The following is a 23520-nucleotide window of genomic DNA, read 5'->3' as shown; positions in this document are numbered from 1 at the left end:
AACATAGGCCTGCGTCGGCTATCTGTCCAGTTGTCATCCCTGATGCCTGAAAATCCAGCGAAAGGCACCCTTCTTTCATTCCGCATTTTCACTAGATGAAAGGGATGTCCACGATCGCCGACCAGATTTCCGGCTGCAGCCTGTGCGCGGACCGCTTTGCCGCCACGGCCACCGCGCATCATCCGCGGCCGGTGGTGTGGTTCCGGCCCGGCGCGCGACTGCTGATCGTTGGCCAGGCGCCGGGCGCACGGGTCCACGAAAGCGGGCGTCCCTTCACGGATCGTTCGGGCGACAGGCTGCGCGATTGGATGGGCGTGGACGAGGCGACATTCTATGACCGCGACCGTGTTGCGATCGTTCCCATGGCCTTCTGCTTTCCGGGATATGACGGCAATGGTGCGGATCTGCCTCCTCCGGCGATCTGCGCGCGCACTTGGCGGACGCACGTCATGCGGCTGCTGCGGCCAAGACTGACATTGCTGGTCGGCGGCCATGCGATGCGTTGGCATCTGGGATCACGAAACGTCACGCGGACGGTGTCGGACTGGCGCGATCATGCGCCCGACATCTTTCCGCTGCCCCATCCGTCCTGGCGCAATACCGCATGGCTGCGGCGCAACCCGTGGTTTCAAGACGAGCTGCTGCCCGCCCTGCGCGATGCGGTGGCTGCCGAACTGGATCAGGGGGCGGGACGGGCCTGAAGCTCGGCGACGATGTCGGCGTCCACCGGCACGTCCAGACTGTTGGCGATGAAGCCCAGCACCGAATAGAAGCCCACCGTGGCCATCAGATCGAACATGCCGCCGGCACCGACCAGATCGATCACGCCGCGTCGCGCCGTCTCGGACAGGCGCGAATCCGCGATCAGTTCATCCACCGCGCCGGCAAGAACCTGGTCCTCGTCGGCCATCCCGTCCAGCGGGCCTGCCAGTGTGGCGATGCGCGCGTCGGTCATGCCGACAGCGCGCCCCCGGCTGACATGATGCGCCCACTCGTAATCGGATCGCAGCTGATGGCCGGTGCGCAGGATGACCACCTCGCTTTGCTGATCCGTCATCGCGCGGTCGCGCACGACATGCTGACGCAGGGGCGCCCAGGCGGCCAGCAACGCGGGATGATGCGCCATCGTCCGATAGACGTTCAGCCGACCCGCGAACCCATCGCGCAGCGCGGCAACGGATTCGGGCCACTCGCTGTCGTTCAGGGGTTTAAACTGTTCGGCCATCGGGACATCCTTTCTTGACCAGAGACTCAGGAATATCGCCATGTCGCATGTCTTTCCCCGCCATTGCCACGCCGAAATGCCCACTGCCGTGGGCGGAGAAGGTGTCTTTCTGATCGATTCCCAAGGCAACCGCTATCTGGACGGATCGGGCGGCGCGGCGGTCAGCTGCCTTGGTCACGGCGACCGCGAAGTGACCGACGCGATCAAGGCGCAGCTGGACCGACTGGCCTTTGCGCATACCGGCTTTCTGACCAGCGAACCGGCCGAGGCACTGGCAGATCTGCTGATCGAACACGCGCCGGGCGATCTGGACCGGGTCTATTTCGTCAGCGGCGGGTCCGAGGCGACCGAGGCCGCGATCAAGCTGGCACGGCAATACTGGGTCGAGAAAGGCCAGCCGCAGCGGTCGCGCCTGATCGCGCGGCGCCAAAGCTACCACGGAAACACCATCGGCGCGCTGTCGGCGGGCGGTAATGAATGGCGGCGCCAGCAATTCGGGCCGCTGCTTCTGGACGTCAGCCATATCGCGCCCTGCTACGAATACCGCGAGCGTGGCGATGGCGAAACGGCCGAGGAATACGGCGTCCGCGCGGCCGAAGCCCTGCGCGAAGAGATCCTGCGCCTGGGCCCGGACAGCGTGATGGCCTTCATGGCCGAACCGGTGGTCGGCGCGACGGCGGGGGCTGTGCCGCCCGCGCCGGGTTATTTCCGGCGCGTGCGCGAGATCTGCGACGAATACGGCATCCTTCTGATCCTTGACGAGGTGATGTGCGGCATGGGCAGGACCGGGTCTCTGTTCGCCTGTGAACAGGACGGGGTCGAACCCGATATTCTTTGTATCGCCAAGGGCTTGGGCGCAGGATATCAGCCGATCGGTGCGATGCTGTGCAGCAAGGCCATCTATGACACGATCGCCGCTGGCAGCGGCTTCTTCCAGCACGGACATACCTATATCGGCCATCCGGTCGCCACGGCCGCGGGGCTTGCGGTCGTCCGAGCGATTCTGGATCGGGACCTTCTGCCGCAGGTGCGCAAGAAAGGCGCGTCACTGCAACAGGCGCTTGAGGCACGCTTTGGCCAGCACCCTCATGTCGGCGACATCCGCGGCAGGGGGCTGTTTCGCGGGATAGAACTGGTCGAGGATCGGGCGACGAAGGCCCCGTTCGATCCGTCCCGGAAGGTCGCGGCCAGGCTGAAGAAGGCCGCCTTCACACGCGGATTGATCTGCTATCCGATGTCGGGCACCATCGATGGGAAACACGGCGACCATGTGCTTCTGGCGCCGCCGTTCATCATCTCGGACGCCGAGATCGGGATGCTGACGGATCGCCTTGCCGCTGCGCTGGAAGACGTTCTGGGCAGCGACGGCTGACGCCGTCCGCATCCTCTGGCAGCCGCATCGCCGCCGCCCTGAAATACGGCAGCCCGTCATAAGCATGCCGTAAATAACAGGACGAATAGGCAATTCTACCAAGCCCCGGCTTTAGGGATTGCCAAACCGGTTCACTGCGCTACCGTAGCCCTAACCTGCGCTTTTTGGCGCGGGAATCTATGCGAAAAACGCATGACAAGGGAGTTAGCTGCATGAGCAAGTTCAAACCGATCCTAATTGGCGCTGCCTTCGCCATGGGCGCGACCGGCGCCGCGGCGCAGGAAGAGCGTTTCATCACCATCGGCACGGGCGGCCAGACAGGCGTCTATTATGTGGTCGGCCAGTCGATCTGCCGGCTCGTCAACCGCGATACCGCAACGACCGGGATCAAGTGCACCGCACCGTCCACCGGCGGTTCGATTGCAAACATCAACGCGATTCAGGCCGGCGACATGACCATGGGCGTCGCCCAGTCCGACTGGCAGTATCACGCCTATATGGGTGACACCGAAGAATTCAGCGGCGACAAGAAGTTCGAAAAGGAACGGGCGATCTTCTCGGTCCATCCCGAACCCTTCACCGTGGTCGCCCGCGCCGATTCCGGCATCGAGACCTTCGAAGATCTCAAGGGCAAGCGCGTGAACGTGGGCAACCCCGGTTCCGGGCAGCGCGGCACGATGGAAGTGGTGCTGGACGCGCTTGGCTGGTCGATGTCCGATTTCTCGCTGGCCTCCGAACTGAAGCCGGCAGAACAGTCTGCCGCGCTGGGTGACAACAAGGTCGATGCGATCATCTACACCGTCGGCCACCCGAACGGTTCGATCCAGGAAGCGACCTCGACCGTGGACGCCAAGCTGATCCCGGTCACCGGCGAGGCGATCGACAAGCTGGTCTCGGACAACCCCTACTACGCCAAGGCGACGATCCCGGGCGGCATGTATGCCGGCAACGCCGACGACATCGAGACGTTCGGCGTCAAGGCGACCTTCGTGACCTCGGCCGACGTGCCCGACGACATGGTGTACGAGGTCGTCAAGGCGGTGTTCGACAATTTCGACCGCTTCAAGGGCCTTCACCCGGCCTTCGCCAACCTCGAGCCCGAGGCGATGGTGACCGAAGGAAACAGCGCACCGCTGCATCCGGGCGCCGAGAAGTACTACAAGGAACAGGGCTGGATCGAATAATCCGGTCGACTGACAAAGGGCGGCCCATCGCGGCCGCCCTTCGCGCGTAAAGATAACTAAAAAACTAGAACAATCCCATGAACAGGGGGAAACGCGATGAGCGATAATGACAAGCACAATCGCCAAGAGAACGATCAGTTCGAGGCGAGCGCCGTCGAAATGGAGGCATCGGGCCATGGCGGATTGTCACAATCCGAGCTTGATGCACTGGTCGCGTCTTCGGACACCGGCGCGCGGACGCCGCCCGGAGGTGTCGGCAAGCTTATCCTGATCACCGCGCTGTGCTGGTCGCTGTTCCAGCTTTGGATCGCATCGCCCATCCCCTTCATGGTCGGCTTCGGGGTGTTGAACGACACCGAAACACGGTCGATCCACCTCGCCTTCGCATTGTTCCTGGCCTACATGGCCTATCCCGCCGAACGAACCCCGTTCCAGATGGTGCTGGGCGTCGGCATTCCAGTCCTGATGACGATCCTGTTCATGGTCGGATCCAAGGCGGGCGTGCCGGTCTGGTGGGTGCCCGTGATCGGCGCCGCGGTGGTCGCGGCAATTCTTCTGGGCAGTCCCAAAAGCTGGGTTCCGCCCTGGGAATGGGCGCTGGCGGTCGTGGCCGCGCTTTCATCGCTTTACATCTACTTCTTCTATGACGCCATCGGCACACGGGTCGGCGCGCCGATCATGCAGGATTACGTCGTCGCCGTGATCGGCATCATGCTGCTGTTGGAGGCGACGCGCCGCAGCCTTGGCCCGGCGCTGATGATCGTGGCTTCGGTCTTTCTGATCTACACCTTCCTCGGCCCCTACATGCCGGGGATCATCGCCCACAAGGGCAACTCGCTGGCCGAAGTCGTGAACCACCAGTGGATCACCACGGAAGGCGTGTTCGGCATCGCGCTTGGCGTTTCGACCAGCTTCGTCTTCCTGTTCGTGCTGTTCGGCGCGCTGCTGGACAAGGCGGGGGCCGGCAACTACTTCATTCAGGTCGCCTTCTCGCTGATGGGTCACATGCGCGGCGGACCCGCGAAGGCCGCCGTGGTCAGTTCGGCCATGACCGGCCTGATCTCTGGGTCGTCCATCGCCAACGTCGTGACGACCGGCACCTTCACCATTCCACTGATGAAGAAGGTGGGTTTTTCGTCTGAAAAGGCCGGCGCGGTCGAGGTCGCATCATCGGTCAACGGTCAGATCATGCCGCCTGTGATGGGCGCAGCCGCGTTCCTGATGGTCGAATATGTCGGCATTCCCTATTTCGACGTGGTCAAGCACGCCTTCGTGCCTGCCACGATCAGCTATATCGCGCTGGTCTATATCGTCCATCTCGAGGCGATGAAGGCCGGCATGAAGGGCCTGCCCCGCGCCTACGAGCCCGGGCCGCTGATGCGCCGCCTGATCGGCTTCCTGTTCGGCATCGTCGCCATCGGCATCCTGGCGTTCTTGCTGAAATTCACGATGGGCTGGATCCGCCCGACCTTTGGCGCCAGCGCGATCTGGGTCGTGTTCGCCCTGCTGACCGCAGCCTATGTCGGCCTGCTCTACGTCGCGTCGCGGGAAGAGCCGCTGGAACTGGACGACCCGAATGAACCGGTCACGCAGTTGCCGATGCCCGGACCGACGGTCCGCTCGGGCCTGCATTTCCTGCTGCCGATCGTCGTGCTGGTCTGGGCGCTGATGGTTGATCGCCTGTCGCCGGGTCTGTCGGCCTTCTGGGCCACGGCCTTCATGATCTTCATCCTGCTGACGCAGCGTCCGCTGATGGTGATGATGCGCGGCATGGACCGGACCGGCAACGCAACCACCGCATCAGCCTTCCGTTCGGGCATCAATGATCTGGCGGACGGCCTGATCTCGGGTGCGCGCAACATGATCGGCATCGGCATCGCCACCGCCACCGCAGGCATCATCGTCGGTGCCGTCAGCCAGACGGGCGTCGGTTCGGCCCTTGCAGATGTGGTCGAGGTGCTGTCGGGCGGCAACCTGCTGGCCATCCTGTTCCTGACCGCGATCCTGTCGCTGATCCTGGGCATGGGACTGCCAACCACGGCGAACTATATCGTCGTCTCGGCCCTGCTGGCCCCGGTGATCGTCACTCTGGGTCAGCAGAACGGGCTGATCGTGCCGCTGATCGCCGTGCATCTGTTCGTGTTCTATTTCGGGATCATGGCCGATGTGACACCACCTGTGGGACTTGCCAGCTTCGCGGCCGCAGCCGTGTCGGGCGGTGATCCGATCCGGACGGGCGTCGTTGCGTTCTTCTACAGCCTGCGCACAGCGGCCCTGCCCTTCCTGTTCATCTTCAACACGGATCTTTTGCTGATCAACGTGGACTGGATACACGGCATCTTCGTCTTCGTCACGGCGACGATCGCCATGCTGTTGTTCGCCGCCGCGACGCAGGGATGGTTCATCACCCGCAACAAGATCTGGGAATCCGCCTTGCTGCTGCTGATCGCCTTCGCGATCTTCCGCCCCGGCTTCTTCATGGATTATATCTATCCGCCTTATGACGACCTGCCGCCGACGCAGTTCGAACAGGCATTAGCGGACTCTGCCCCGGGCGATCCCTTGCGCCTGCGCGTCGCAGGGTTGAACGATGTCGGAGAACCGATCGAGTTCACGTCGCTGCTGGAGGTGCCCGAGGGTGCCGACGGGGCGGAGCGGTTGACTGCGCTGGGGATCGAGACGATCCAGAACGGCGACGAGGTGATGATCGACAACGTCGCCTTCGACAGCCCCGCGCAGGCAGCGGGCCTTGACTGGGATCAGCGGATTCTTCTGGTCCGTGCCCCGGCCGCGGCACCGTCGAAATACTGGATCTACATCCCGACTGCGCTGATCCTTGCGCTTGTCATCTGGTTGCAGCGGCGCCGCGCCGGTCCCGGCGAGGGACAGCTGCGCCGCAAAGAGGAAGGGCTGAGCCATGCATGAGAATGTCCTGCTTCCCATCGACCTGCAGCACGAGGCAAGCTGGTCCAAGGCCCTGCCCCAGGCCCGGCGCCTGGCGGGCGACAGCGGCACGGTTCACCTGCTGGGGATCGTGCCCGATATCGGCAGCTCCATGGTCGCCACATTCCTGCCCAAAGGGTTCGAGGTGAAGGCCCTTGAGGAAATGAAGGCGGCGCTGGACAACTTTGCCGACGCCGAGTTTCCGCCGGGCAGCAAGGTGGCGGTCCATGTCGGCCACGGCCATGTATCGGAAACGATCCTGAAGGTCGCGGCCGACGTGAAAGCCGACATGATCGTCATGGCCAGCCACAGGCCCGACGAACTGCGCAGCATCCTGATCAGCAGCCACGCAAACTCGGTCGTCCGGCATTCGCCGGTGACGGTAATGATAGTGCGTTAGTCTGGCCTTCTGCGAACGATACTTGCGCAAGCAGCCTGCCGCAGCAATGATCCCGGCATGATGACAGATATCCAGATCGCCCGGCAGGCGTCCAAGCTGCCGATCGCCGAGATCGCCGAACGGCTGGGGCTTACCCCAGCCGACATCCTGCCCTATGGGCATGACAAGGCGAAGATCACCCATGCGGCCATCGCCTCACTGAACGGCCGCCCCTCAGGCCGGCTGGTGCTGGTCACGGCCATCAACCCGACGCCCGCAGGCGAGGGCAAGACCACGACGACCGTCGGACTTGGGGACGCGCTGAACCGGATCGGCAAGCGCACGACAATCTGCATCCGCGAGGCCAGCCTTGGGCCCAATTTCGGCATGAAGGGCGGCGCGGCGGGCGGAGGCCGGGCACAGATCGTTCCGATGGAAGACATGAACCTGCATTTCACGGGGGATTTTCACGCCATCACCTCGGCCCACAACCTGCTGGCCGCGATGATCGACAACCATGTCTATTGGGGGAACGACCTGAACATCGACACCCGCCGGATCACATGGCGGCGGGTGATGGACATGAACGACCGCGCCCTGCGGGACGGTGTCGTGGGTCTGGGCGGGCCCGCGAACGGCTTTCCCCGCCAATCCGGGTTCGACATCACCGTCGCCTCGGAAGTCATGGCGATCCTGTGTCTCGCCAGTGATCTTGCCGATCTGCAGGAACGGCTGGGACGCATCGTGATCGGAGAAACCTTCGACCGCCGCCCCGTGACGGCGCACGATCTTGGCGCGGACGGCGCGATGACGGTCCTGCTGAAGGACGCGATGCAGCCCAATCTGGTCCAGACCCTGGAAAACAACCCGGCCCTGGTGCATGGTGGACCCTTTGCGAATATCGCACATGGCTGCAACAGCGTGATCGCCACGCGCGCCGCACTTGCCATGTCGGATTACGTCGTGACCGAAGCGGGGTTCGGCGCCGATCTGGGGGCAGAGAAGTTCCTGGACATCAAATGCCGACTGGCCGGGCTTGCGCCGTCTGCCGTGGTGCTGGTCGCAACGATCCGGGCACTGAAGATGAATGGCGGCGTGTCCAAAAGCGATCTTGGGAAAGAGGATGCGGCGGCTGTCGTCCGTGGCTGCGCCAATCTGGGCCGCCATATCGAGAACCTGCACGGCTTCGGCCTGCCTGTCGTCGTCGCCCTGAACCATTTCGCGGGCGATACCGACGCGGAGACCGATGCCTTGCGCAGCTTCTGCACCGACCACGGGGTTGAAGCCGTCATTGCCCGCCACTGGGCCGAAGGCGGTGCCGGGGCCGAGGATCTGGCGCATGCTGTGACCAGGCTGGCCGAAAGCGGAAAGGCCGATTTTCACACCCTCTATCCCGATGCGATGCCGCTGTGGCAAAAGATCGAGACCATCTGCACCCGCATCTACCGCGCCGGGCATGCCGAACCGGCCGCAGGTGTCCGCCAGCAACTTGAGGCGTGGGAAATGGCCGGATATGGGGACATGCCGGTCTGCATCGCCAAGACGCAATATTCGTTCAGCACCGATCCTTCGCTGCGTGGCGCGCCGGAAGGGCACGTCATTCCGGTCCGAGAGGTGCGCCTGAACGCCGGTGCGGGCTTCGTGGTCGCAATCTGCGGCGAGATCATGACCATGCCCGGCCTGCCCCGTCACCCGGCAGCGGAAACGATCATGCTGGACCGCGACGGGCAGGTGGAAGGCCTGTTCTGAAGGCTGGGCCTCAGGCGGCAGCCGCCAGTCGTTGGGCCGGCTCGAACAATTGAGCGATCATGCATGCCCGGCGCAGATAAGTCGAAGCCTGCTGCAAGTTCACCGAGTCGGGGCGTTCAGCGATCCGCAAGATCTGCAGGCCATGCGCCCGGATCACCCCGCGCAGCGCGGCGTCGGGCGTGGCCGGCGGAAATATCAACGCATCACGGCAGCAACGGTCGAAGACGCCACCCTGCACGGCCAGATCATCGACGTTCCATCGCGACCATATCCGACCAGGATCGTCCCGGCGCATCATGACCGCGGCACCGTTCAGCCATCGCAGTTCCGGGTCGTCGCGCCACGCGGTCGGAAAATCCTGTTCCAGATCCAGCGTCTGACGGGCATGACGCGCGGCATGCGCATCACAGAAGACGGACCCCGCAAGCCTTGTCAGCCCGGCTTGTCCGGGTCGATAGCCTGTCAGACCACATCGATTGAACCAGTTCTCACCCGTCGCGCGCGTCAGCGCAGCGGCAAGGTCCAGCATCTCGGCCGGTCTCTGTCGCCGCACCCATTCGTCAACGCGTGGTGCGATCGCGGCTGCAAGACGGTCGCGAGACCGGGTCAGCGGGCGCAGTATCGGATCATTCCTGCGGGAACGTCGCCACCCGCCATAGGCGCACAGATGCAACGTGATCAGAACGATCATCGTCGCCTCAAGACCGGTCCGCAGATCCTGATCCGCGGTTGAAAAACCCACCTTTTCGGGGAACGAACCGTCCGGACGCTGGCTTGAGATGATCTCGGACAGATCCTCGGCCATGTCATGATCGGGGTCCAGCAACCTCAGGCAGACCAGCGACTGGGCCAAGGCCACAACGCGCCCCTTCCGCCGTGCCCATTCCGCAAAGCGCCGCGCCTTTTCATGGGCGTGCCCAAAGCTGCGCGCATCCGCAAAGGGCGGACGCGCCGCGCCAAAGCGATAGACCTGCATCAGCAGCCGCGCAAACCGCGAGATCCGCGCGTCGCAGATCACCTCTTGGGGGATCTGCGCGCAGATCGCGGCTTCGGCCTCGGCCATCAGTTCGGGCATGGGTTCAACCGCCAGCGCCAGCCGGTCGGCAAGGTCGGTCTCGGGATCATCCACCACCGCAAGCCGCGCCATCTGCCAGGCCGGATCATCGCCCGAAACCAGTTCGCCTGCCGCGATCAGTTCGCGCAGTGTGGCAGTCATCTTGCCGGTCAGCCCCCTTTCGGATGCTTCGCGCACCATGACCGGACACAGCCGCCGGGCCGCGATGTCTTCCAGCGGGGACATGTGCCCGCGCAGCCCTGAAAGAACGGGTGCAAGCCGCGCCAATTGCGCCACCTGTGCGGCCGCCGGATGATTCGGCGACAGCGGATCGGGAAGGTCCATGACGCGCTGCCGTGTCCAATCCAGACCACGCGCGGCAAGCATGCGCATCAATTGCTGATAGGTTGCATCAAGTGGCATACAAACCCGTTTGTTCATGGCCTGATCACCGCACAAGTTTCAAAATCGGTGGCGGCACGATCAGTCGCAGCGAATATCGACGACAAGTTTCGGATCAACGCAGGGAAAACTCAACGGCGATATGCCGATAACTATATTCCATTTTTATGAGTGTGCAATTCAATTAATATGGATTTTCATTTAGTGCAATTTAATTCGCCAGATTCTGCCATCGTCTTTCACCACGCTCGCTGCGCGACGCCAATTGCGTCCGGCGCGCCGGCGCGATAGATGCGCGGGCATGAGCAACCGCCCCGACCTTCCGCCCGAAATCGCCCGCCGCCGGACCTTTGCGATCATCTCGCATCCCGATGCCGGAAAGACCACGCTGACCGAGAAATTCCTGCTGTACGGCGGCGCGATCCAGATGGCGGGACAGGTTCGTGCCAAGGGCGAGGCGCGCCGAACCCGTTCGGACTTCATGAAGATGGAACAGGATCGCGGGATCTCGGTCTCGGCCTCGGCGATGTCGTTCGATTTCGACGGGCATCGATTCAATCTGGTCGACACACCCGGTCACAGTGACTTTTCTGAAGATACTTATCGGACCCTGACCGCCGTGGATGCGGCGATCATGGTGATCGACGGTGCAAAAGGCGTGGAAAGTCAGACCAGGAAACTTTTCGAAGTCTGCCGGCTGCGCGATTTGCCGATCCTGACATTCTGTAACAAGATGGACAGGGAAAGTCGGGACACATTTGAAATTATTGACGAGATTCAGGAAAATCTTGCAATCGACGTCGCCCCGGCAAGCTGGCCGATCGGCATGGGTCGCGATTTCCTTGGCTGCTATGACATGCTGAACGACCGGCTGGAACTGATGGACCGGGCCGACCGCAACCGTGTCGCCGAATCGATCCGGATTTCCGGGCTGGACGATCCCAAGCTGGCCGAGCATGTGCCGCAGCACCAGTTGACGCAGCTGCGCGAAGAGATCGAGATGGCGCGTGAATTGCTGCCCGCGTTCGATCACCAGTCATTCCTGGAAGGCCACCTGACACCGATCTGGTTCGGCAGCGCCATCAACAGTTTCGGCGTGCGCGAGTTGATGAGCGGGATCCGTGAATTCGGCCCCCAGCCACAGCCGCAAAATGCATCCGGCCGCGAGATTGCCCCCGAGGAAAAGGCCGTGACCGGCTTTGTCTTCAAGGTGCAGGCGAACATGGACCCCAAGCATCGCGACCGGGTGGCCTTCGTGCGCCTTGCCTCGGGCCATTTCGAACGCGGCATGAAACTGACCCATGTGCGTTCGAAGAAACCCATGGCGGTGTCCAATCCGGTGCTGTTTCTGGCCGCCGACCGCGAGCTTGCCGAAGAAGCCTGGGCAGGCGACATCATCGGCATTCCCAATCACGGACAGCTGCGGATCGGTGACGCGCTGACCGAGGGAGAGGCGCTGCGCTTTACCGGCATCCCGTCTTTCGCGCCCGAACTGCTGCAATCGGTGCGCGCCACGGACCCGATGAAGGCCAAGCATCTGGAAAAGGCGCTGATGCAGTTCGCCGAGGAAGGCGCGGCCAAGGTGTTCAAGCCGATGATCGGTTCCGGCTTCATCGTGGGCGTCGTCGGCGCCCTGCAATTCGAGGTGCTGGCCAGCCGGATCGAACTGGAATACGGCATTCCCGTCCGCTTCGAGGCATCGCAGTTCACCAGCGCGCGTTGGGTCACCGGACCCACGGACAAGGTCGAGGCCTTCGCCAATGCCAACAAGCAGCACATGGCCCAGGATCATGACGGGGATCTGGTTTTTCTGACCCGGCTGCAATGGGATATCGACCGGGTCGGACGCGATCACCCGGATCTGACGTTGTCGGCCACGAAGGAAATGATGGTCTGAGGGTTCCGGCCTAGAGTTCCTGCATTTCCACCCGCCAGCCACCCGATGCATTGACCTGCAAGCGATAGCGTCCGGGCCGGTCGATCACGAACTCGCCGTCGCCGGCACCGGCCTGATGCAGGTTCTGCACAACGGCGCCGTCGCGATCCAGCAGATAGGCGACGAAGATCGCATCGTCGCTGGAAAACACCAGCCTGGCACGCGTCCGCACTCGAAAGAACGGGGTCTGTCCGCTGCCAGCGCCGGAAAATCGGAACTCCGGCTCTGCATCTGGCGCCGGCAGCGCGTCGAAACAGGCCAGCCGCGTGCCCTCATCCTCGACGCCCCGGCAGTTCTGGAAGGCCTTGGCGAACGGCGCGGCGCTGGCGGGGCTTGCCAAGGCCGCCAGAAGCGCACTGCCCGCGATCACCAGTCGAACGGGCATCCGGTGCAGTTTTCCATATGCACGCCTTCCCAGATCGCAAAGCGGATATTGTTCGATTCCAGATGCGCCTCGGCCAGGTCGGCATTGTAGAACTTGGCTTCGGACAGGTTCGCGGCGACGATGGTCGCCCCGACGAAGCGGGCTTTCGGGGCCCAGGACGCCTCCATCGAAACGGCGGTCATGTTCGCGCCGCTGAAATCGGCGCCGGCAAGGCGGGTATAGTCCAGATCGGCGCCAGTCAGGTCCGCGCCTGGCGCCTTCATGCCCTGAAGCTGCGATTTCTCGAGATTGGCGCCGCGCAGATCCGCGCCGGACAGGTCGATCCCCTTCATCGAGCCATGTGAAAGGTCGGCCCGTGTCAACCTGGCCCCGCGAAGATCCGCACCGCCAAGATCCAGCCCGGACAGGTTCGCGTTGCGCAGATCGGCGCCGGGGCAGACCGCGCCCGGTTTAAGTTCGCAACCGTCGATCACCAGCGGTCCTTCGGGCTTGTCCATCGTATCGACGATGATCGGAAAGCCGTGATCCTCGACCATGATCCCGGCCTGTTGGGCGTTCGCGGGCACCGCACCGATCAGCGCGGTCAAAGACAACAGGAATCGCAACATGTTAGCCGTCCTTTCGGCAGGGAAGAAGGGATCGGCGGACGGCATTCGCCCGCCGATCCGCAGTGTCAGTTGGCCGAGGCCAGCAATTCGTCGGGGATCTCGAAGACCCAGAACGATCCGCCCTGGCTGACCTGGGTGGTCAGTTGCGCCATGTCGCCGCCCCACAGCGGCACCGCGCCACCATAGCCCGAGGCGATGCCAAGATACTGCTTGCCGTCCATCTCCCATGTGATGGGCACCGAAACGACGCCCGAGCCCGTCTGGAACTTCCACAGCTCTGCGCCGTCCTGGGCGTTGAACGCCTTGACATAGCCGTCCGAGGTGCCTGTGAAGACAAGATTTCCTGCAGTGGCCAGCGTGCCGGCCCAAAGCGGGAATTCTTCCTTGTGTTCCCAGACCTTCTCGCCGGTGGCCGGATCGAAGGCGCGCAACGCACCGATATGATCGTCAAACAGCCGCCTGATGCGGAAACCCTGACCCAGATAGGCGGCACCCGCCTGATAGGTCACGTTCTCGGTCCAGTAATCCTCGGTCCAGTCGTTCGAGGGGATGTAGAACAGCCCCGTATCGCGCGAATATGCCATCGGGTTCCAGTTCTTGCCGCCAAGGAATGGCGGCGTGACCTGAATCGTGGCGCCTTTGGATTCGCCTTCCGCCGGCAGGGGCGGACGCTGACCTTTAACCTCGATCGGGCGGCCGGTTTGCAGATCGATCCCTTCTGCCCAGGTGATGTCCTCGACAAAGGGGAACGCGTTCAGCAGCGCGGTCGGCTTGTTGATTTCCGTGCCGCGTTCGCTGAGCGCGTCGATGTCGGTGACATAGAAGAACCCGTTCCGGTCGGCATGCCCCCCCGCGCGATGGGTATTGCCGTCCTTGTCGGTATAGTCGAACAGGATGATCTCGTTGTTGCCGGAGAAGTCCCAGGCGTCATTCGGCGTGTGCTGGTAAAAGCCCACCACCTCGCCGTCGGTCGGGTTCACATAAGCCTGGCCCGAGGTGTAAAGGCTGTCGTAATCCCAATAATTCTCGCCCTGCGATCGTTCCCATGTATTCCAGGGCGCAGGGTTGCCGGTGCCGACGACGATGGTGTTGGTCTCGGGATCGAAGCTGGCCGATTGCCAGGGCGCGCCGCCGCCGTGATGCCACGCCTCGACCTTGCTGCCATCCTCGTTCACAGGCCAGCTTGGGGCCGAGGCATCGCCCGTCGTGGTGCTTTCCTGGCCATCCAGGTTGCCCTTGTGACCTTCGACAAAGGGCCGCATCCAGATTTCTTCGCCGGTCTCGACATCGCGGGCATACAGCTTGCCGACCACGCCGAATTCATCGCCCGAACTGCCGTGGATCAGCATCACCCGGTCGGTTTCCTTGTCCTTCACGATGGTCGGCGCGCCGGTCATGGTATAGCCGACCTTGTGATCGGCGAACTTCTCGCGCCAGACAACCTTGCCGGTCTTCCTGTCCAGCGCATAGATGCTGGCATCCAGCGCGCCGAAGAAGATCTTGTCGCCATAGATCGCGGCGCCCCTGTTGACCACGTCACAGCAGGGCCGGATATCATCGGGCAGGCGCGCCTCGAACTTCCACAGCCTTTCGCCGGTCTTGGCGTCCAGCGCCCAGACCCGGCTGTAGGATCCTGTGATATAGATCACGCCGTCATGCACGATGGCCTGTGTTTCCTGACCGCGCTGCTTTTCGTCGCCAAAGGAAAATGCCCATGCCGGCCGCAGGTGGCCGACGGTTTCGGCGTTGATCTGGGTCAGCGTCGAATAGCGTTGGGCGTTGTTGCCCATGCCATACATCAGCACGTCCCCGGTAGTTTCGTGGTCGTTCAGGATATCCTCCCACGTGACGTCCTTGGCAAATGCGCCACCCAGTCCTCCCGCCACCAGCAGCGCCAGCGCGCTGACGGTCGGGATCGTGATCGGCTTGCGAGCCATTCTCTCCTCCTCTGTCGCAATGAACCGGCGGCTTGCCGGGTTGTCGGTCGTCGTCAGACGCTGCCTCCGATCAATGGCAGTGCCTGGTCTTCAAAGTCGCGCCATCGCTGGATGACGGCGCGACGATATTCCTCGGGATTGGCGCCTAGCCCGGCGAAATCGGGCATCGGACCGGCGGCCAGCGCCTCGGACGGGGCAAGGCCCAGATCGGCGGCGCGCGCCATGCGGTCGTGGAACCCGTCCAGATAGGCGCGGGTCTGCACGAACGCCCGGCTGTCGCGGGCAAAGGGACCATGGCCCGGCACGATGCCCGACGCGGGCAGCCCGGCCAGCAGGTCCAGCGACGCCCGCCACCTGTCCGCATCGGCATCAGGAAAGCTGGGCGCACGATCCAGAAACAGCAGATCGCCCGCGATCAACGTCCCCGTCGCGCGGTCCATCAGCGTCAGATCGGCCTGACTGTGCCCCGACAGCGCAAGCAGCCGAAGATCACGTCCGCCCGCGCCGAAACCGTCATCGGCGGGCAACGGCTTACCCGGCAGCGGCGCGGTGCCCGACATCCAGCCACCCAGGATGCGATACAGTCCGTCGCTCAGCGCCTGTGCGTTCCCGGCCTGCAGCCGGGCGGTCATGGGCAGGACATGAATGGGACGGTCGGCAAATGCCTGATTGCCGAACCAGTGATCCGGGTGGTGGTGGGTATTGAACGATGCCGCGACGCCGCCCAGCTTCTGATCGGCAAACCGCCGCAGTGCCGCACCGTGCCGCGCTGTGCCCCCGGTATCGATCACGATGGCCCCCGCCTGCGTGGCCAACATCACGATATTGCAGATCGCACCGCCATTCCGGGGACCAAAGCTGTCGCGCGACCCTTCGATCAGCCAGACGCCGTCCGCGACCTGCTGCGGGCTTAGCCGGTATTCAGGCGCAGCCGGACGCGCTGGAAGCGGCAGCATCAGCGCCGCAGTTCCGCCGATCAGCGCCTGTCGCCGCGAGATCATGCCGTCACCTCGCCCGCGAAACGGTACCCGTTGGTGTCCCGCGCCTCGATCCGGACCGGACCCGCCGCCAGATCCGGCGGCAACGCGAAGGTAAGCGCGGGATTTTCCTCGATCGGCTCGTGCAGATCGACGCTTGCAATCAGGTCGCCCTGCCCGTCCAGCAGCCGCAGCCGGGTCAGGTGATGCGCGGGGATTCCATCGGCCAGTCCGGTGTCCATCGGGTGCCGGATGCTGACGCGCAGCCGTCCGGTCGCGGTCCACAGCCTGCCCCGCATCTGACCGAATCCGTCCTGCCAGTCCGGGCGCGCATGGGCCGCCGCTGGCGCGGTGCAGCCCCCGCCCATCGCATCGACAAAGGCTCCGCCCATGCGCGCCGGCACGCCATCGGCCAGCGCGGTGGCCCGGATCGGGCCGGCGATCTCGTACTTGACGCCGAAGCCCAGCACCGGCTGCGCCCGTCCGGGATGAAAGACCAACGCCAGCGGCAGTGGGCTGTAGTCGATGGTGACGACGATGCGCTGCACCCGGCCCTGAACAGCCGTTGCATCCACGATCACCGGAACATGGGCCGTATCCTCGGCCGCGCGCGGGGCCAGAACCCGCATGCCGCCATCTGCCTGCCACCCGGCCGGATCGCCCAGATACTCGGCCCGGTGCAGATCCCACATGCCGCTGTCGAAGGGGTCTTCCCCTTTGCCCGCAATCGGCGTGGCACCACCGCCATAGGCGGCCAGCCCGGCAGACCCGTTATCCAGCATATGGCACAGGAACAAGGTCACCGCCGCCCCCGATCAGTCCGCCGCCGCCTGCAGCGTCTCAAGCGCGGCGGACACATGCGGCGGCTGGGTGGACAGCAGATGTGCCGCCTCGTCGAACGGGGTGATCGCACGCGGCGCGCCGGACAGCGCCTCGAACCCCTGCCCGGCGCTGGCGATTTCATCGGCCAGTGCAATCGCGGCCGGCTGGTCGTCCTGGACCGCGGCCAGCTTGTCGCGCATCTCGGCCAGCGTGGCGGCGCTTTCGGCGATTTCCTGATCGTCGGGGCGGGTTTCGACATAGGTGCGGATCGCCCAGATCGCCTCCTGGTTCAGGATCCCTTCGAAGGGCGGCATCTTGACCGCACCGTTCTGTTCATACCCGTGCAGGATCCGGTCCAGATACCACTCGTCGCCGTAATCCGACGCTTCGAGATAGCGCAGGTCGGGGGCCAGCCCGCCCGAGATCGCCTCGAGTCCATGGCAGCGGGCGCAATTGCTGTTATATCCCTTGGCGCCGACCTCGACCGCCTTGAACAGGACTTCGGAATCGGCTTCGCGCCATGGATTTTCGGCCGCCATCTCTTCGGGCAGGTCGGGCAGCCCCGCCGTATCGACGGATTGCGGAACCGTATCGCCGTGCCCCAGCGCGGCGGCAGTCCCCAGCAGGATGAAAAGCCCTGTCCAAGCGATCGTCTTGCGCAGCATCTGAAACTCCTTCCCCATTGCCTGACCCATAGACTGAGGCCAGCAGCGCCAGCCTCACAACGGTCCATTGGTCGAAGCGCGGAACGGGGAATCTGGCCAAAGGTCGAATAGGAATGGGCCCCGGTTGCTGTCACGCTGGCGTGATGGGAATCGCACGCTTTGCAACCGCATCACTGATCTTCCTGCTGTACGCCGCCGGCGTGTCACGGGCGGACCCGTTGTTCGATCCCGCGACCGGCCTGCGCATGTCCGCCTATCGTGCCCCGGTCCCACCCACGGTGCCGGGCGGTCAGGTCGTGACCGATCCGGTCAGGGTCGCGCGACTTGCTGACAGCGGTGCGCTGCTGATCGACGTGATGGGTGCGGCGGGCTATCGCATCCGCGAGGACGGGACGTGGATCACCGCCGAGCACCACCAGACCCTGCCCGGTGCGATCTGGCTGCCCGAAATAGGTCGCGGCAGGCAGGAACCTGACATCGCCGCCTATATGCATCAGGCACTGCATGTGTGCACCGACGGGCGCAAGGATCGGCCCATCGTGATCTTCTGCCTCAGCGATTGCTGGATGAGCTGGAATGCTGTCCAGCATGTCGCGGCGGCGGGATATTCCCGTGTCTTCTGGTTCCCGGGCGGCACGGACATTTGGCAGCTGATGGACATGCCGACCCGGACGGCGGTTCCTTTGCCCTTCGGCGCACGGCACTGCGCAACCCGAAACTGACCGGCGGCAGCTGCGCACATTCGCCGAATGCGGCTTGCGCGACGACCCGCCAGCCCCCATCTTCGGTCTCATGAGCCTGCGTCTTGTCGCCCTTTCCGGTCTGTTCCTTGCTGCGCTTCCCGTGATGGCCCAGCAGGACTATGACTATTCCCCGCCGCCCGCGGACCAGGCGCCGCAGGCCGAAGACGATGGCCTTGGCCTGATCGAGCGCGGCATGGGCATGATCCTGCAAAACCTGATGGACGACGTCGGCCCCGACCTGAACAATCTGGGTGACAGCATGTCGGGTGCGCTGTCGCGCATGGCACCCGTGCTTAAGGATCTGTCGGTTCTGGTAGACGACCTGGGCAACTATCAGACGCCCGAGCGCCTTGAGAACGGTGACATCGTCATCCGGCGCAAGGCCGATGCACCGCCGCCCCCGCCCATCGGCGACAGCCTGAAAGAGTTCGGGACACCCGACGATCAGGACACGACGCCCGTGGTCCCGCGCGACCCCTACGCACCGGAAATCGAGCTTTGATCGCCGCCGCCGGTGGCGGTGATCGGCAGGTTTGCATCCGCGATCAGGCGTCTGTGCCGGCGGCCCTCGATGACGGCCTGCTCGAACCGCTCGATGCCCTTCGCCTCCAGCGCCGGGATCAGCCGCAAGAATGCCTCGGCCGTGGCGACCGTATCGCCCATCGCGGTGTGGCGATCCTCGGGCGGAATGGCGATGCCGAGCCGCTGAGTCAGCGCATCCAGCGTGTGCGGCACCGACCCGCCCCAGACCACCGCCGACAGTAGAACCGTGTCCAGGACCCGGTTATCGAAATGCGCGCCAGTTTCGGCGGCGGCTGCGCGCAACAGGCCCATGTCGAACGGGGCGTTGTGAGCGATCAGGACCGCATCCTCGGCAAAATGGTGAAACGCCGTCAGCGCCGCAGTCATGTCGGGGGCGTCCGCCACCATCTGATCGGTGATGCGATGGATTGCGGTTGCGCCCGGCGGGATCGGCCTGCCGGGATTGACCAGCGTCTCAAAACGTTCGCCGGTCAGCCGACCCCGGGCGATCCGCACCCCGGCGATCTGCACGATCCGGTCGGTGGTCGCCAGTCCGGTGGTTTCGGTGTCGAAGACCACGCATGTCAGGTCGGCCAGCCGCGATGACGCCGCCCCACGGCTGGACAGCGCAAAGTCATAGGTCAGCCCCGCCCCGCCGGCCTGTCCAGGGGCCAGCCGCAGCGGCAGGACCAGCCGCGCGGTGCCATCGGCGGCTTCGGGCCAGATGCCGGTGCCATGCGCCGCAAGGATCTGATTTCCGGTCAGGTCCGGCTGACCGGTATCCGGCGTGGCATGCAGCCAGCCTTCCAGCCTGTCCATCGGCACGCTCGATCCTTGCCATTCAAGCAGAAGATGCACCTCGCCGGGGTCTCCACGTCCGATCCGCAGGCGCGGCGCGACGGCATCAGCGCGCAGCCTTTCGTCCAGCGTCCGCAGCAGCGCGTTCATCGGACCGGCCTCGGCCAGCACCGACAGGCGCGGCACTGCCTCGGCAGGATCAAGACCGGTGGCAAGTTCGGCCAGCAAGGCGCGGCCGGTGGGCGCATCGGCGGACATGATCTCGGACATGCGTCGCGTGGCTTGCGCCAGCCCCTGCCCCTCGTCACGGATCGCCTGTGCCAGTGCGGGCGGGATCGGACCGTCCAGCGCATCCAGCATCGGCACCAGCGTCGCGGCGTGACGGCGCAGGGCCTCCATCGCGTCGCGCGGTGCGGGACGGTTGGGCGCGCGGTCCCGCAGGATCAGCAGCGTGCCGTTGTCGATCCGCCGCATCCGCCCCGACAGCCGCGCGCCTTCGGCCGTCAGGCACACCAGATCGGTGGCCTCTGCCCCCGCCGCCAGCCGGGCTGCCGCAGCCTCCAGCGCCCCGGGCACGATATGGCGGTCCAGCGCCCGGTCCAGCGCCAGACCGGGAAGCAGCCGGGCCGCCGAGGCGTTGTAGAACACCACCCTGCCCTGTGCATCGGTCATCACCGCACCGGCACCAAAATCGGCTAGGATCGATTCCAGAGTCACCTTTTCACGGCCAAGTTCGGCGGCATGTTCCTGCACCGCCTCGGCCAGCGCCTCGGCCGAGCGCGCCCGCGCCTCGGCCGCATCGCGCGCGGCGGGGCCAAGATCGGCCAGATAGCGGGCCTCGTCCGGGTCCGGAACCTGCCCGGTCCGCAAACCACCGGCCAGAACCTCGATCGGACGCGCCACGTTTCGATCGAACAGGAACCAGACGCCGGTGATCAGGGCCAGAACGCCGAAACCCGCGATCAGCCCTGCCTGCAGGATAGGATCCAGCGCGATATCCGCGCCGACGCCCGCCGTCATCAGACGGCGTGCCTGGACCCACAGGCCAAGGATCACAGCCGCCAGCACGGCGCACGCCAGCCCCGCGAAGATCAGCAGCACCCGCAACCGCAAGGACAGCCGGGTCAGCATCACGCGTCCAGCAGCCGGGCCATCTCGGCACGCAGTTCGTTCAGTTCGAAAGGTTTGGCGATAAAGCCGTCCGCCCCCAGCGCCAGCCCCTTGCGGCGTTCGACGACCGAACCGCGTGCGGTCATCATCAGCACCCGCACGTCCTTCAGGGCCGGATCGGCCCGGACGTCCTGCACGATCTGATAGCCCGAGACATCGGGCAGCATCACATCCAGCAACACCAGATCGGGATGCGTGTCGCGGATCCGCGCGACCGCCCCCTTGCCGGTCGCCATCCTGGCGTGCCGGTGGCCGTCGCGCGTCAGCAGGAAATCCAGCGCGACGGCAATGTTGTCCTCATCCTCGATCACCAATATCTCGGCCATCGTTCCCCTCCCCCTCGCAGACCGCGGCATAGGCCGGATCGTCCGGCTGTACCGGGGTCCATTCGCCCCGCGCGGGCCTGATGCGCCCCTGTGTGCAGTCGAATTGCTGCGGCACCACCAGCGTCTGGCCACGCCGTTCGACCAGCATGATCTGGGCCTGCCTGATGCCATTCGGCTCGTCGCGGATGCTGGCCGGATCCAGCGCGGCAAATCGCACCGCGACCGGGGCGAAATAGGTCCATGGCGCCCAGGGCTGACTGTCGCGACCAACAAGCAGCATCTGCGAATCCTGCGGCAGCCGGTCCTTGGCCCTCCCGAACCACGCATAGTCGTTCCAGACGGAATAGCCGATCATCGCCAGACCGATGCCCGCCGGCAGCAGCCAGCGCGGCAAGTTCAGCCCGGCCTTGCGCAAGGCATGCATGCCCGCGAACAGCACCGCCGCCATGCCGATCCCGACGGCAATCACGCCCAGCAATTCGACGCCAACACCCGTCATCCCAGCATTCCCTTTCCATGCCCCACCGCCGACTGCATCCCGCGCACCACCACGAAGGCATCACGCAGATGGCTGCGCTCGAAATCCGGCAGATCCGAGGGCGACAGGTAGTTGTCGGGCCTGCGACCCGCCTTGACTAGATGCGCCTGACTGTCCAGCCGCATGGTCTGGATCAGGTCATAGGCGGCAATCAGATCGCGCGCGCCGCTGCCCGAGATCACGCCCTGCGCCTCGGCCTCTTGCAGCCTTGCCCGGGTGTTGACCGCCGTCAGACGCCCCTGCAACGCATAGACGCGCGCCAGATCGGTGACCGGCACGACGCCGTTATGTTTCATGTCGATATGGTGGCGATGCTCGCCGCTGCGGATGGTGGCGAACCCACCGATCAGACCCAGAGGCGGGCGATGCTTCAACGAGTTGGAGATCATGTGCGCGACGAAGATCGAATTCTTCGAGGCCATCTGCAACGTGTCTTGCTGCAACCCGGCCAGCAGCGTGGCATCGCCGCCGATCGCCCGAAGATCGAACATGACGCTGGCCAGCATCTGCGCCTCGGGGCTGGGGCGGTCGATCCAGTCCCGGAAATAGCGCTGCCAGACATCGCGCGGCTGCCGCCAGCGCGGATTGGTCGCCATCATGTCGCCGGGGCAATAGACGTAGCCGCATTCATTCAGCCCGTCGCTGACAAAGCGCGCCAGTTTCGCAAAATAGGGATCGGCGGGGTCGGCGCCCTCGGCCAGGATCAGGCAGTTGTCCTGATCGCTGACCCCAGTCTGTTCCTGACGGCCCTGGCTGCCGCAGGCCGCCCAAAGCCATGCGGCAGGGGCAGGCCCCAGATCGTCCTGAGCCATGTCCAGCAAACGCCGCGTCACCGCGTCGACGATATCGGTGATCATGCGCGTGATGACCTCGTGGCGCTGATGCGCGCGCACAAGCTGCAGCAGAAGCCCGGGAATCCGCGCGGTCGTTCTGGCCATCTGGGCGATACTGCCTGCTTCGGCCACCTCGCGGATCAGCGCCGAGGCGGTGATCGCCTGCACGCGGGTCAGGTCGGTCTGGCTGATCATGCCGATAAAGCGGCCATCCTCGACCACCGGCAGATGGCCGATGCGCCGTTCCAGCATGATGTTCAGGACATCATATCCCAAGGCCGTAGGCGGCAGGGTGATCGGGTCCGCCGTCATTACCGTTCTGACCGGATCATGCAGCTCGCGCCCCTCGGCCACGACCCGGTTCGACATATCGCGGATCGTGACCAGCCCGGTCAGCCGGCCATCCGACGCGACCCCAAGGCTGCTGATGCCTGCGTCGCGCATCATCCGCGCGGCGTCGATGATCGGCGTGTCCGGCGAACAGCTTTGCGCCCCGCGGTTGAGCAGATCGCCCACTTTCAGCAGGGCGATATCGGTGCCGCGCTCCATTGGCCCCCGACCGCGATCAAAGAACCGCGCCACCGGGCGATGGGCGTCGATCAGCCGCAACAATTCGGCCCGCGGCAGCATCAGCACGACGGACTCTTCTGCCGCCTTGGCCGATGTCACGGCGGCTCCGTCGCGCAGCAGGCCACGCTCGCCAAAGGAATTTCGGGGGCCCAGTTCGGATACGGAATCGCCGTTGCGGTCGGTGACCAGGACCCGGCCCTCTTCGATCAGATAGAGACCGGGCAGCAGATCCCCGACGTGATAGATTTCGGCGCCTGCGGGATAGGTTCTGCGGCTGAAGGAACTGGCGACGCGCGCCAGCTCGTTCCGCGGCAGACCGTCATAGGGGTGGACCGTGGCGATGAAGTCGGCGGTCTGGGACATGCCGGACAATCCTGAAGAG

Annotated in this window: 21 protein-coding genes; 9 read left to right on the top strand and 12 right to left on the bottom strand. The window is 64.6% G+C overall.

The window, feature by feature from the left end; genetic code table 11:
* Positions 1–104 precede the first annotated feature (104 nt).
* Entirely contained in the window at positions 105–701 is a 597-nt protein-coding gene (locus J7359_RS08340) for a uracil-DNA glycosylase family protein (protein ID WP_209056179.1), read from the top strand.
* Here J7359_RS08340 and J7359_RS08335 read toward each other — a convergent pair.
* Positions 680–1225, bottom strand: coding sequence for a carboxymuconolactone decarboxylase family protein (locus tag J7359_RS08335; RefSeq protein WP_209056178.1), 546 nt, complete (start codon positions 1223–1225; stop codon positions 680–682). The genes J7359_RS08340 and J7359_RS08335 overlap by 22 nt on opposite strands.
* A gap of 40 nt (positions 1226–1265) precedes the next feature.
* On the opposite strand from J7359_RS08335, the gene J7359_RS08330 reads away from it, so the two are divergent.
* The 5 genes from J7359_RS08330 (at position 1266) to J7359_RS08310 (ending at position 8852) form a co-directional block, all read left to right on the top strand.
* Positions 1266–2597 carry an aspartate aminotransferase family protein gene (locus J7359_RS08330; protein WP_209056177.1) on the top strand — a complete coding sequence of 444 codons (1332 nt, stop codon included), beginning with the start codon at positions 1266–1268 and terminating at the stop codon, positions 2595–2597.
* Positions 2598–2809: 212 nt separating this feature from the next.
* Positions 2810–3781 carry a TAXI family TRAP transporter solute-binding subunit gene (locus J7359_RS08325; RefSeq protein ID WP_209056176.1) on the top strand — a complete coding sequence of 324 codons (972 nt, stop codon included), beginning with the start codon at positions 2810–2812 and terminating at the stop codon, positions 3779–3781.
* Positions 3782–3877: 96 nt separating this feature from the next.
* On the top strand, positions 3878–6706 hold the full coding sequence (locus J7359_RS08320; protein ID WP_209056175.1) for a TRAP transporter permease: 2829 nt from the start codon (positions 3878–3880) through the stop codon (positions 6704–6706).
* Positions 6699–7124 carry a universal stress protein gene (locus tag J7359_RS08315; RefSeq protein ID WP_209056174.1) on the top strand — a complete coding sequence of 142 codons (426 nt, stop codon included), beginning with the start codon at positions 6699–6701 and terminating at the stop codon, positions 7122–7124. The genes J7359_RS08320 and J7359_RS08315 overlap by 8 nt, the downstream gene beginning before the upstream one ends.
* A gap of 57 nt (positions 7125–7181) precedes the next feature.
* On the top strand, positions 7182–8852 hold the full coding sequence (locus J7359_RS08310; protein ID WP_209056173.1) for a formate--tetrahydrofolate ligase: 1671 nt from the start codon (positions 7182–7184) through the stop codon (positions 8850–8852).
* Between the two features lie 10 nt (positions 8853–8862).
* On the opposite strand, the gene J7359_RS08305 is transcribed toward J7359_RS08310, so the two are convergent.
* Positions 8863–10299 (bottom strand): hypothetical protein, encoded by a 1437-nt coding sequence (locus J7359_RS08305; RefSeq protein WP_209056172.1) that lies wholly within the window; start codon positions 10297–10299, stop codon positions 8863–8865.
* Between the two features lie 310 nt (positions 10300–10609).
* Between J7359_RS08305 and J7359_RS08300 the strand changes: the two genes are divergently transcribed.
* Complete coding sequence (locus J7359_RS08300; protein WP_209056171.1) at positions 10610–12205, top strand: peptide chain release factor 3; 1596 nt, start codon at positions 10610–10612, stop codon at positions 12203–12205.
* Between the two features lie 10 nt (positions 12206–12215).
* Here J7359_RS08300 and J7359_RS08295 read toward each other — a convergent pair whose 3' ends face one another.
* From J7359_RS08295 to pedF, 6 genes are all read right to left on the bottom strand, one after another.
* Positions 12216–12629, bottom strand: a complete 414-nt coding sequence (locus J7359_RS08295) for a hypothetical protein (RefSeq protein ID WP_209056170.1) — start codon at positions 12627–12629, stop codon at positions 12216–12218.
* A complete protein-coding gene (locus J7359_RS08290) occupies positions 12611–13237 on the bottom strand; it encodes a pentapeptide repeat-containing protein (RefSeq protein ID WP_209056169.1) in 627 nt (208 codons plus the stop codon). The genes J7359_RS08295 and J7359_RS08290 overlap by 19 nt, the downstream gene beginning before the upstream one ends.
* A 65-nt stretch (positions 13238–13302) precedes the next feature.
* Positions 13303–15174 carry a PQQ-dependent methanol/ethanol family dehydrogenase gene (locus tag J7359_RS08285; RefSeq protein ID WP_209056168.1) on the bottom strand — a complete coding sequence of 624 codons (1872 nt, stop codon included), beginning with the start codon at positions 15172–15174 and terminating at the stop codon, positions 13303–13305.
* Between the two features lie 53 nt (positions 15175–15227).
* Positions 15228–16175, bottom strand: a complete 948-nt coding sequence (locus J7359_RS08280; protein ID WP_209056167.1) for a quinoprotein relay system zinc metallohydrolase 1 — start codon at positions 16173–16175, stop codon at positions 15228–15230.
* Entirely contained in the window at positions 16172–16954 is a 783-nt protein-coding gene (locus tag J7359_RS08275; RefSeq protein ID WP_348524349.1) for a quinoprotein dehydrogenase-associated SoxYZ-like carrier, read from the bottom strand. The genes J7359_RS08280 and J7359_RS08275 overlap by 4 nt, the downstream gene beginning before the upstream one ends.
* A gap of 12 nt (positions 16955–16966) precedes the next feature.
* Entirely contained in the window at positions 16967–17638 is a 672-nt protein-coding gene (gene pedF / locus J7359_RS08270; RefSeq protein ID WP_209056166.1) for a cytochrome c-550 PedF, read from the bottom strand.
* Positions 17639–17781: 143 nt separating this feature from the next.
* Here pedF and J7359_RS08265 point away from each other — a divergent pair, with 143 nt between their 5' ends.
* Both J7359_RS08265 and J7359_RS08260 read left to right on the top strand, forming a co-directional pair.
* The gene (locus J7359_RS08265) at positions 17782–18360 is read left to right on the top strand and encodes a rhodanese-like domain-containing protein (protein ID WP_209056165.1); all 579 of its coding nucleotides are present in this window, start codon (positions 17782–17784) and stop codon (positions 18358–18360) included.
* A 70-nt stretch (positions 18361–18430) separates the two neighbouring features.
* A complete protein-coding gene (locus tag J7359_RS08260; RefSeq protein ID WP_209056164.1) occupies positions 18431–18883 on the top strand; it encodes a hypothetical protein in 453 nt (150 codons plus the stop codon).
* On the opposite strand, the gene J7359_RS08255 is transcribed toward J7359_RS08260, so the two are convergent.
* The 4 genes from J7359_RS08255 to J7359_RS08240 are packed head-to-tail and all read right to left on the bottom strand — an operon-like array spanning position 18859 to position 23501.
* Complete coding sequence (locus J7359_RS08255) at positions 18859–20832, bottom strand: 3'-5' exonuclease (RefSeq protein ID WP_209056163.1); 1974 nt, start codon at positions 20830–20832, stop codon at positions 18859–18861. The genes J7359_RS08260 and J7359_RS08255 overlap by 25 nt on opposite strands.
* Positions 20832–21197 carry a response regulator gene (locus J7359_RS08250; RefSeq protein ID WP_209056162.1) on the bottom strand — a complete coding sequence of 122 codons (366 nt, stop codon included), beginning with the start codon at positions 21195–21197 and terminating at the stop codon, positions 20832–20834. The genes J7359_RS08255 and J7359_RS08250 overlap by 1 nt, the downstream gene beginning before the upstream one ends.
* Positions 21169–21696 (bottom strand): hypothetical protein, encoded by a 528-nt coding sequence (locus J7359_RS08245; RefSeq protein ID WP_209056161.1) that lies wholly within the window; start codon positions 21694–21696, stop codon positions 21169–21171. Before J7359_RS08245 ends, J7359_RS08250 begins: the two co-directional genes overlap by 29 nt.
* The gene (locus J7359_RS08240) at positions 21693–23501 is read right to left on the bottom strand and encodes a DUF294 nucleotidyltransferase-like domain-containing protein (RefSeq protein WP_209056160.1); all 1809 of its coding nucleotides are present in this window, start codon (positions 23499–23501) and stop codon (positions 21693–21695) included. The genes J7359_RS08245 and J7359_RS08240 overlap by 4 nt, the downstream gene beginning before the upstream one ends.
* Between the last annotated feature and the right edge of the window lie 19 nt (positions 23502–23520).

Source organism: Paracoccus sp. R12_2 (assembly GCF_017744015.1).
Classification (GTDB): Bacteria; Pseudomonadota; Alphaproteobacteria; order Rhodobacterales; family Rhodobacteraceae; genus Paracoccus.
This window is presented reverse-complemented; position numbering and strand designations above follow the sequence as displayed.

Coding starts and splice junctions, on each gene's coding strand:
- J7359_RS08290 (WP_209056169.1), bottom strand. CDS start 13,237: ATGTTGCGATTCCTGTTGTCTTTGACCGCGCTGATCGGTGCGGTGCCC.
- J7359_RS08255 (WP_209056163.1), bottom strand. CDS start 20,832: ATGCTGACCCGGCTGTCCTTGCGGTTGCGGGTGCTGCTGATCTTCGCG.
- J7359_RS08295 (WP_209056170.1), bottom strand. CDS start 12,629: ATGCCCGTTCGACTGGTGATCGCGGGCAGTGCGCTTCTGGCGGCCTTG.
- J7359_RS08335 (WP_209056178.1), bottom strand. CDS start 1,225: ATGGCCGAACAGTTTAAACCCCTGAACGACAGCGAGTGGCCCGAATCC.
- J7359_RS08320 (WP_209056175.1), top strand. CDS start 3,878: ATGAGCGATAATGACAAGCACAATCGCCAAGAGAACGATCAGTTCGAG.
- J7359_RS08315 (WP_209056174.1), top strand. CDS start 6,699: ATGCATGAGAATGTCCTGCTTCCCATCGACCTGCAGCACGAGGCAAGC.
- J7359_RS08340 (WP_209056179.1), top strand. CDS start 105: ATGTCCACGATCGCCGACCAGATTTCCGGCTGCAGCCTGTGCGCGGAC.
- J7359_RS08245 (WP_209056161.1), bottom strand. CDS start 21,696: ATGACGGGTGTTGGCGTCGAATTGCTGGGCGTGATTGCCGTCGGGATC.
- J7359_RS08300 (WP_209056171.1), top strand. CDS start 10,610: ATGAGCAACCGCCCCGACCTTCCGCCCGAAATCGCCCGCCGCCGGACC.
- J7359_RS08285 (WP_209056168.1), bottom strand. CDS start 15,174: ATGGCTCGCAAGCCGATCACGATCCCGACCGTCAGCGCGCTGGCGCTG.
- J7359_RS08280 (WP_209056167.1), bottom strand. CDS start 16,175: ATGATCTCGCGGCGACAGGCGCTGATCGGCGGAACTGCGGCGCTGATG.
- J7359_RS08330 (WP_209056177.1), top strand. CDS start 1,266: ATGTCGCATGTCTTTCCCCGCCATTGCCACGCCGAAATGCCCACTGCC.
- J7359_RS08305 (WP_209056172.1), bottom strand. CDS start 10,299: ATGCGCATGCTTGCCGCGCGTGGTCTGGATTGGACACGGCAGCGCGTC.
- J7359_RS08325 (WP_209056176.1), top strand. CDS start 2,810: ATGAGCAAGTTCAAACCGATCCTAATTGGCGCTGCCTTCGCCATGGGC.
- J7359_RS08240 (WP_209056160.1), bottom strand. CDS start 23,501: ATGTCCCAGACCGCCGACTTCATCGCCACGGTCCACCCCTATGACGGT.
- J7359_RS08265 (WP_209056165.1), top strand. CDS start 17,782: ATGGGAATCGCACGCTTTGCAACCGCATCACTGATCTTCCTGCTGTAC.
- J7359_RS08250 (WP_209056162.1), bottom strand. CDS start 21,197: ATGGCCGAGATATTGGTGATCGAGGATGAGGACAACATTGCCGTCGCG.
- J7359_RS08310 (WP_209056173.1), top strand. CDS start 7,182: ATGATGACAGATATCCAGATCGCCCGGCAGGCGTCCAAGCTGCCGATC.
- J7359_RS08260 (WP_209056164.1), top strand. CDS start 18,431: ATGAGCCTGCGTCTTGTCGCCCTTTCCGGTCTGTTCCTTGCTGCGCTT.
- pedF (WP_209056166.1), bottom strand. CDS start 17,638: ATGCTGCGCAAGACGATCGCTTGGACAGGGCTTTTCATCCTGCTGGGG.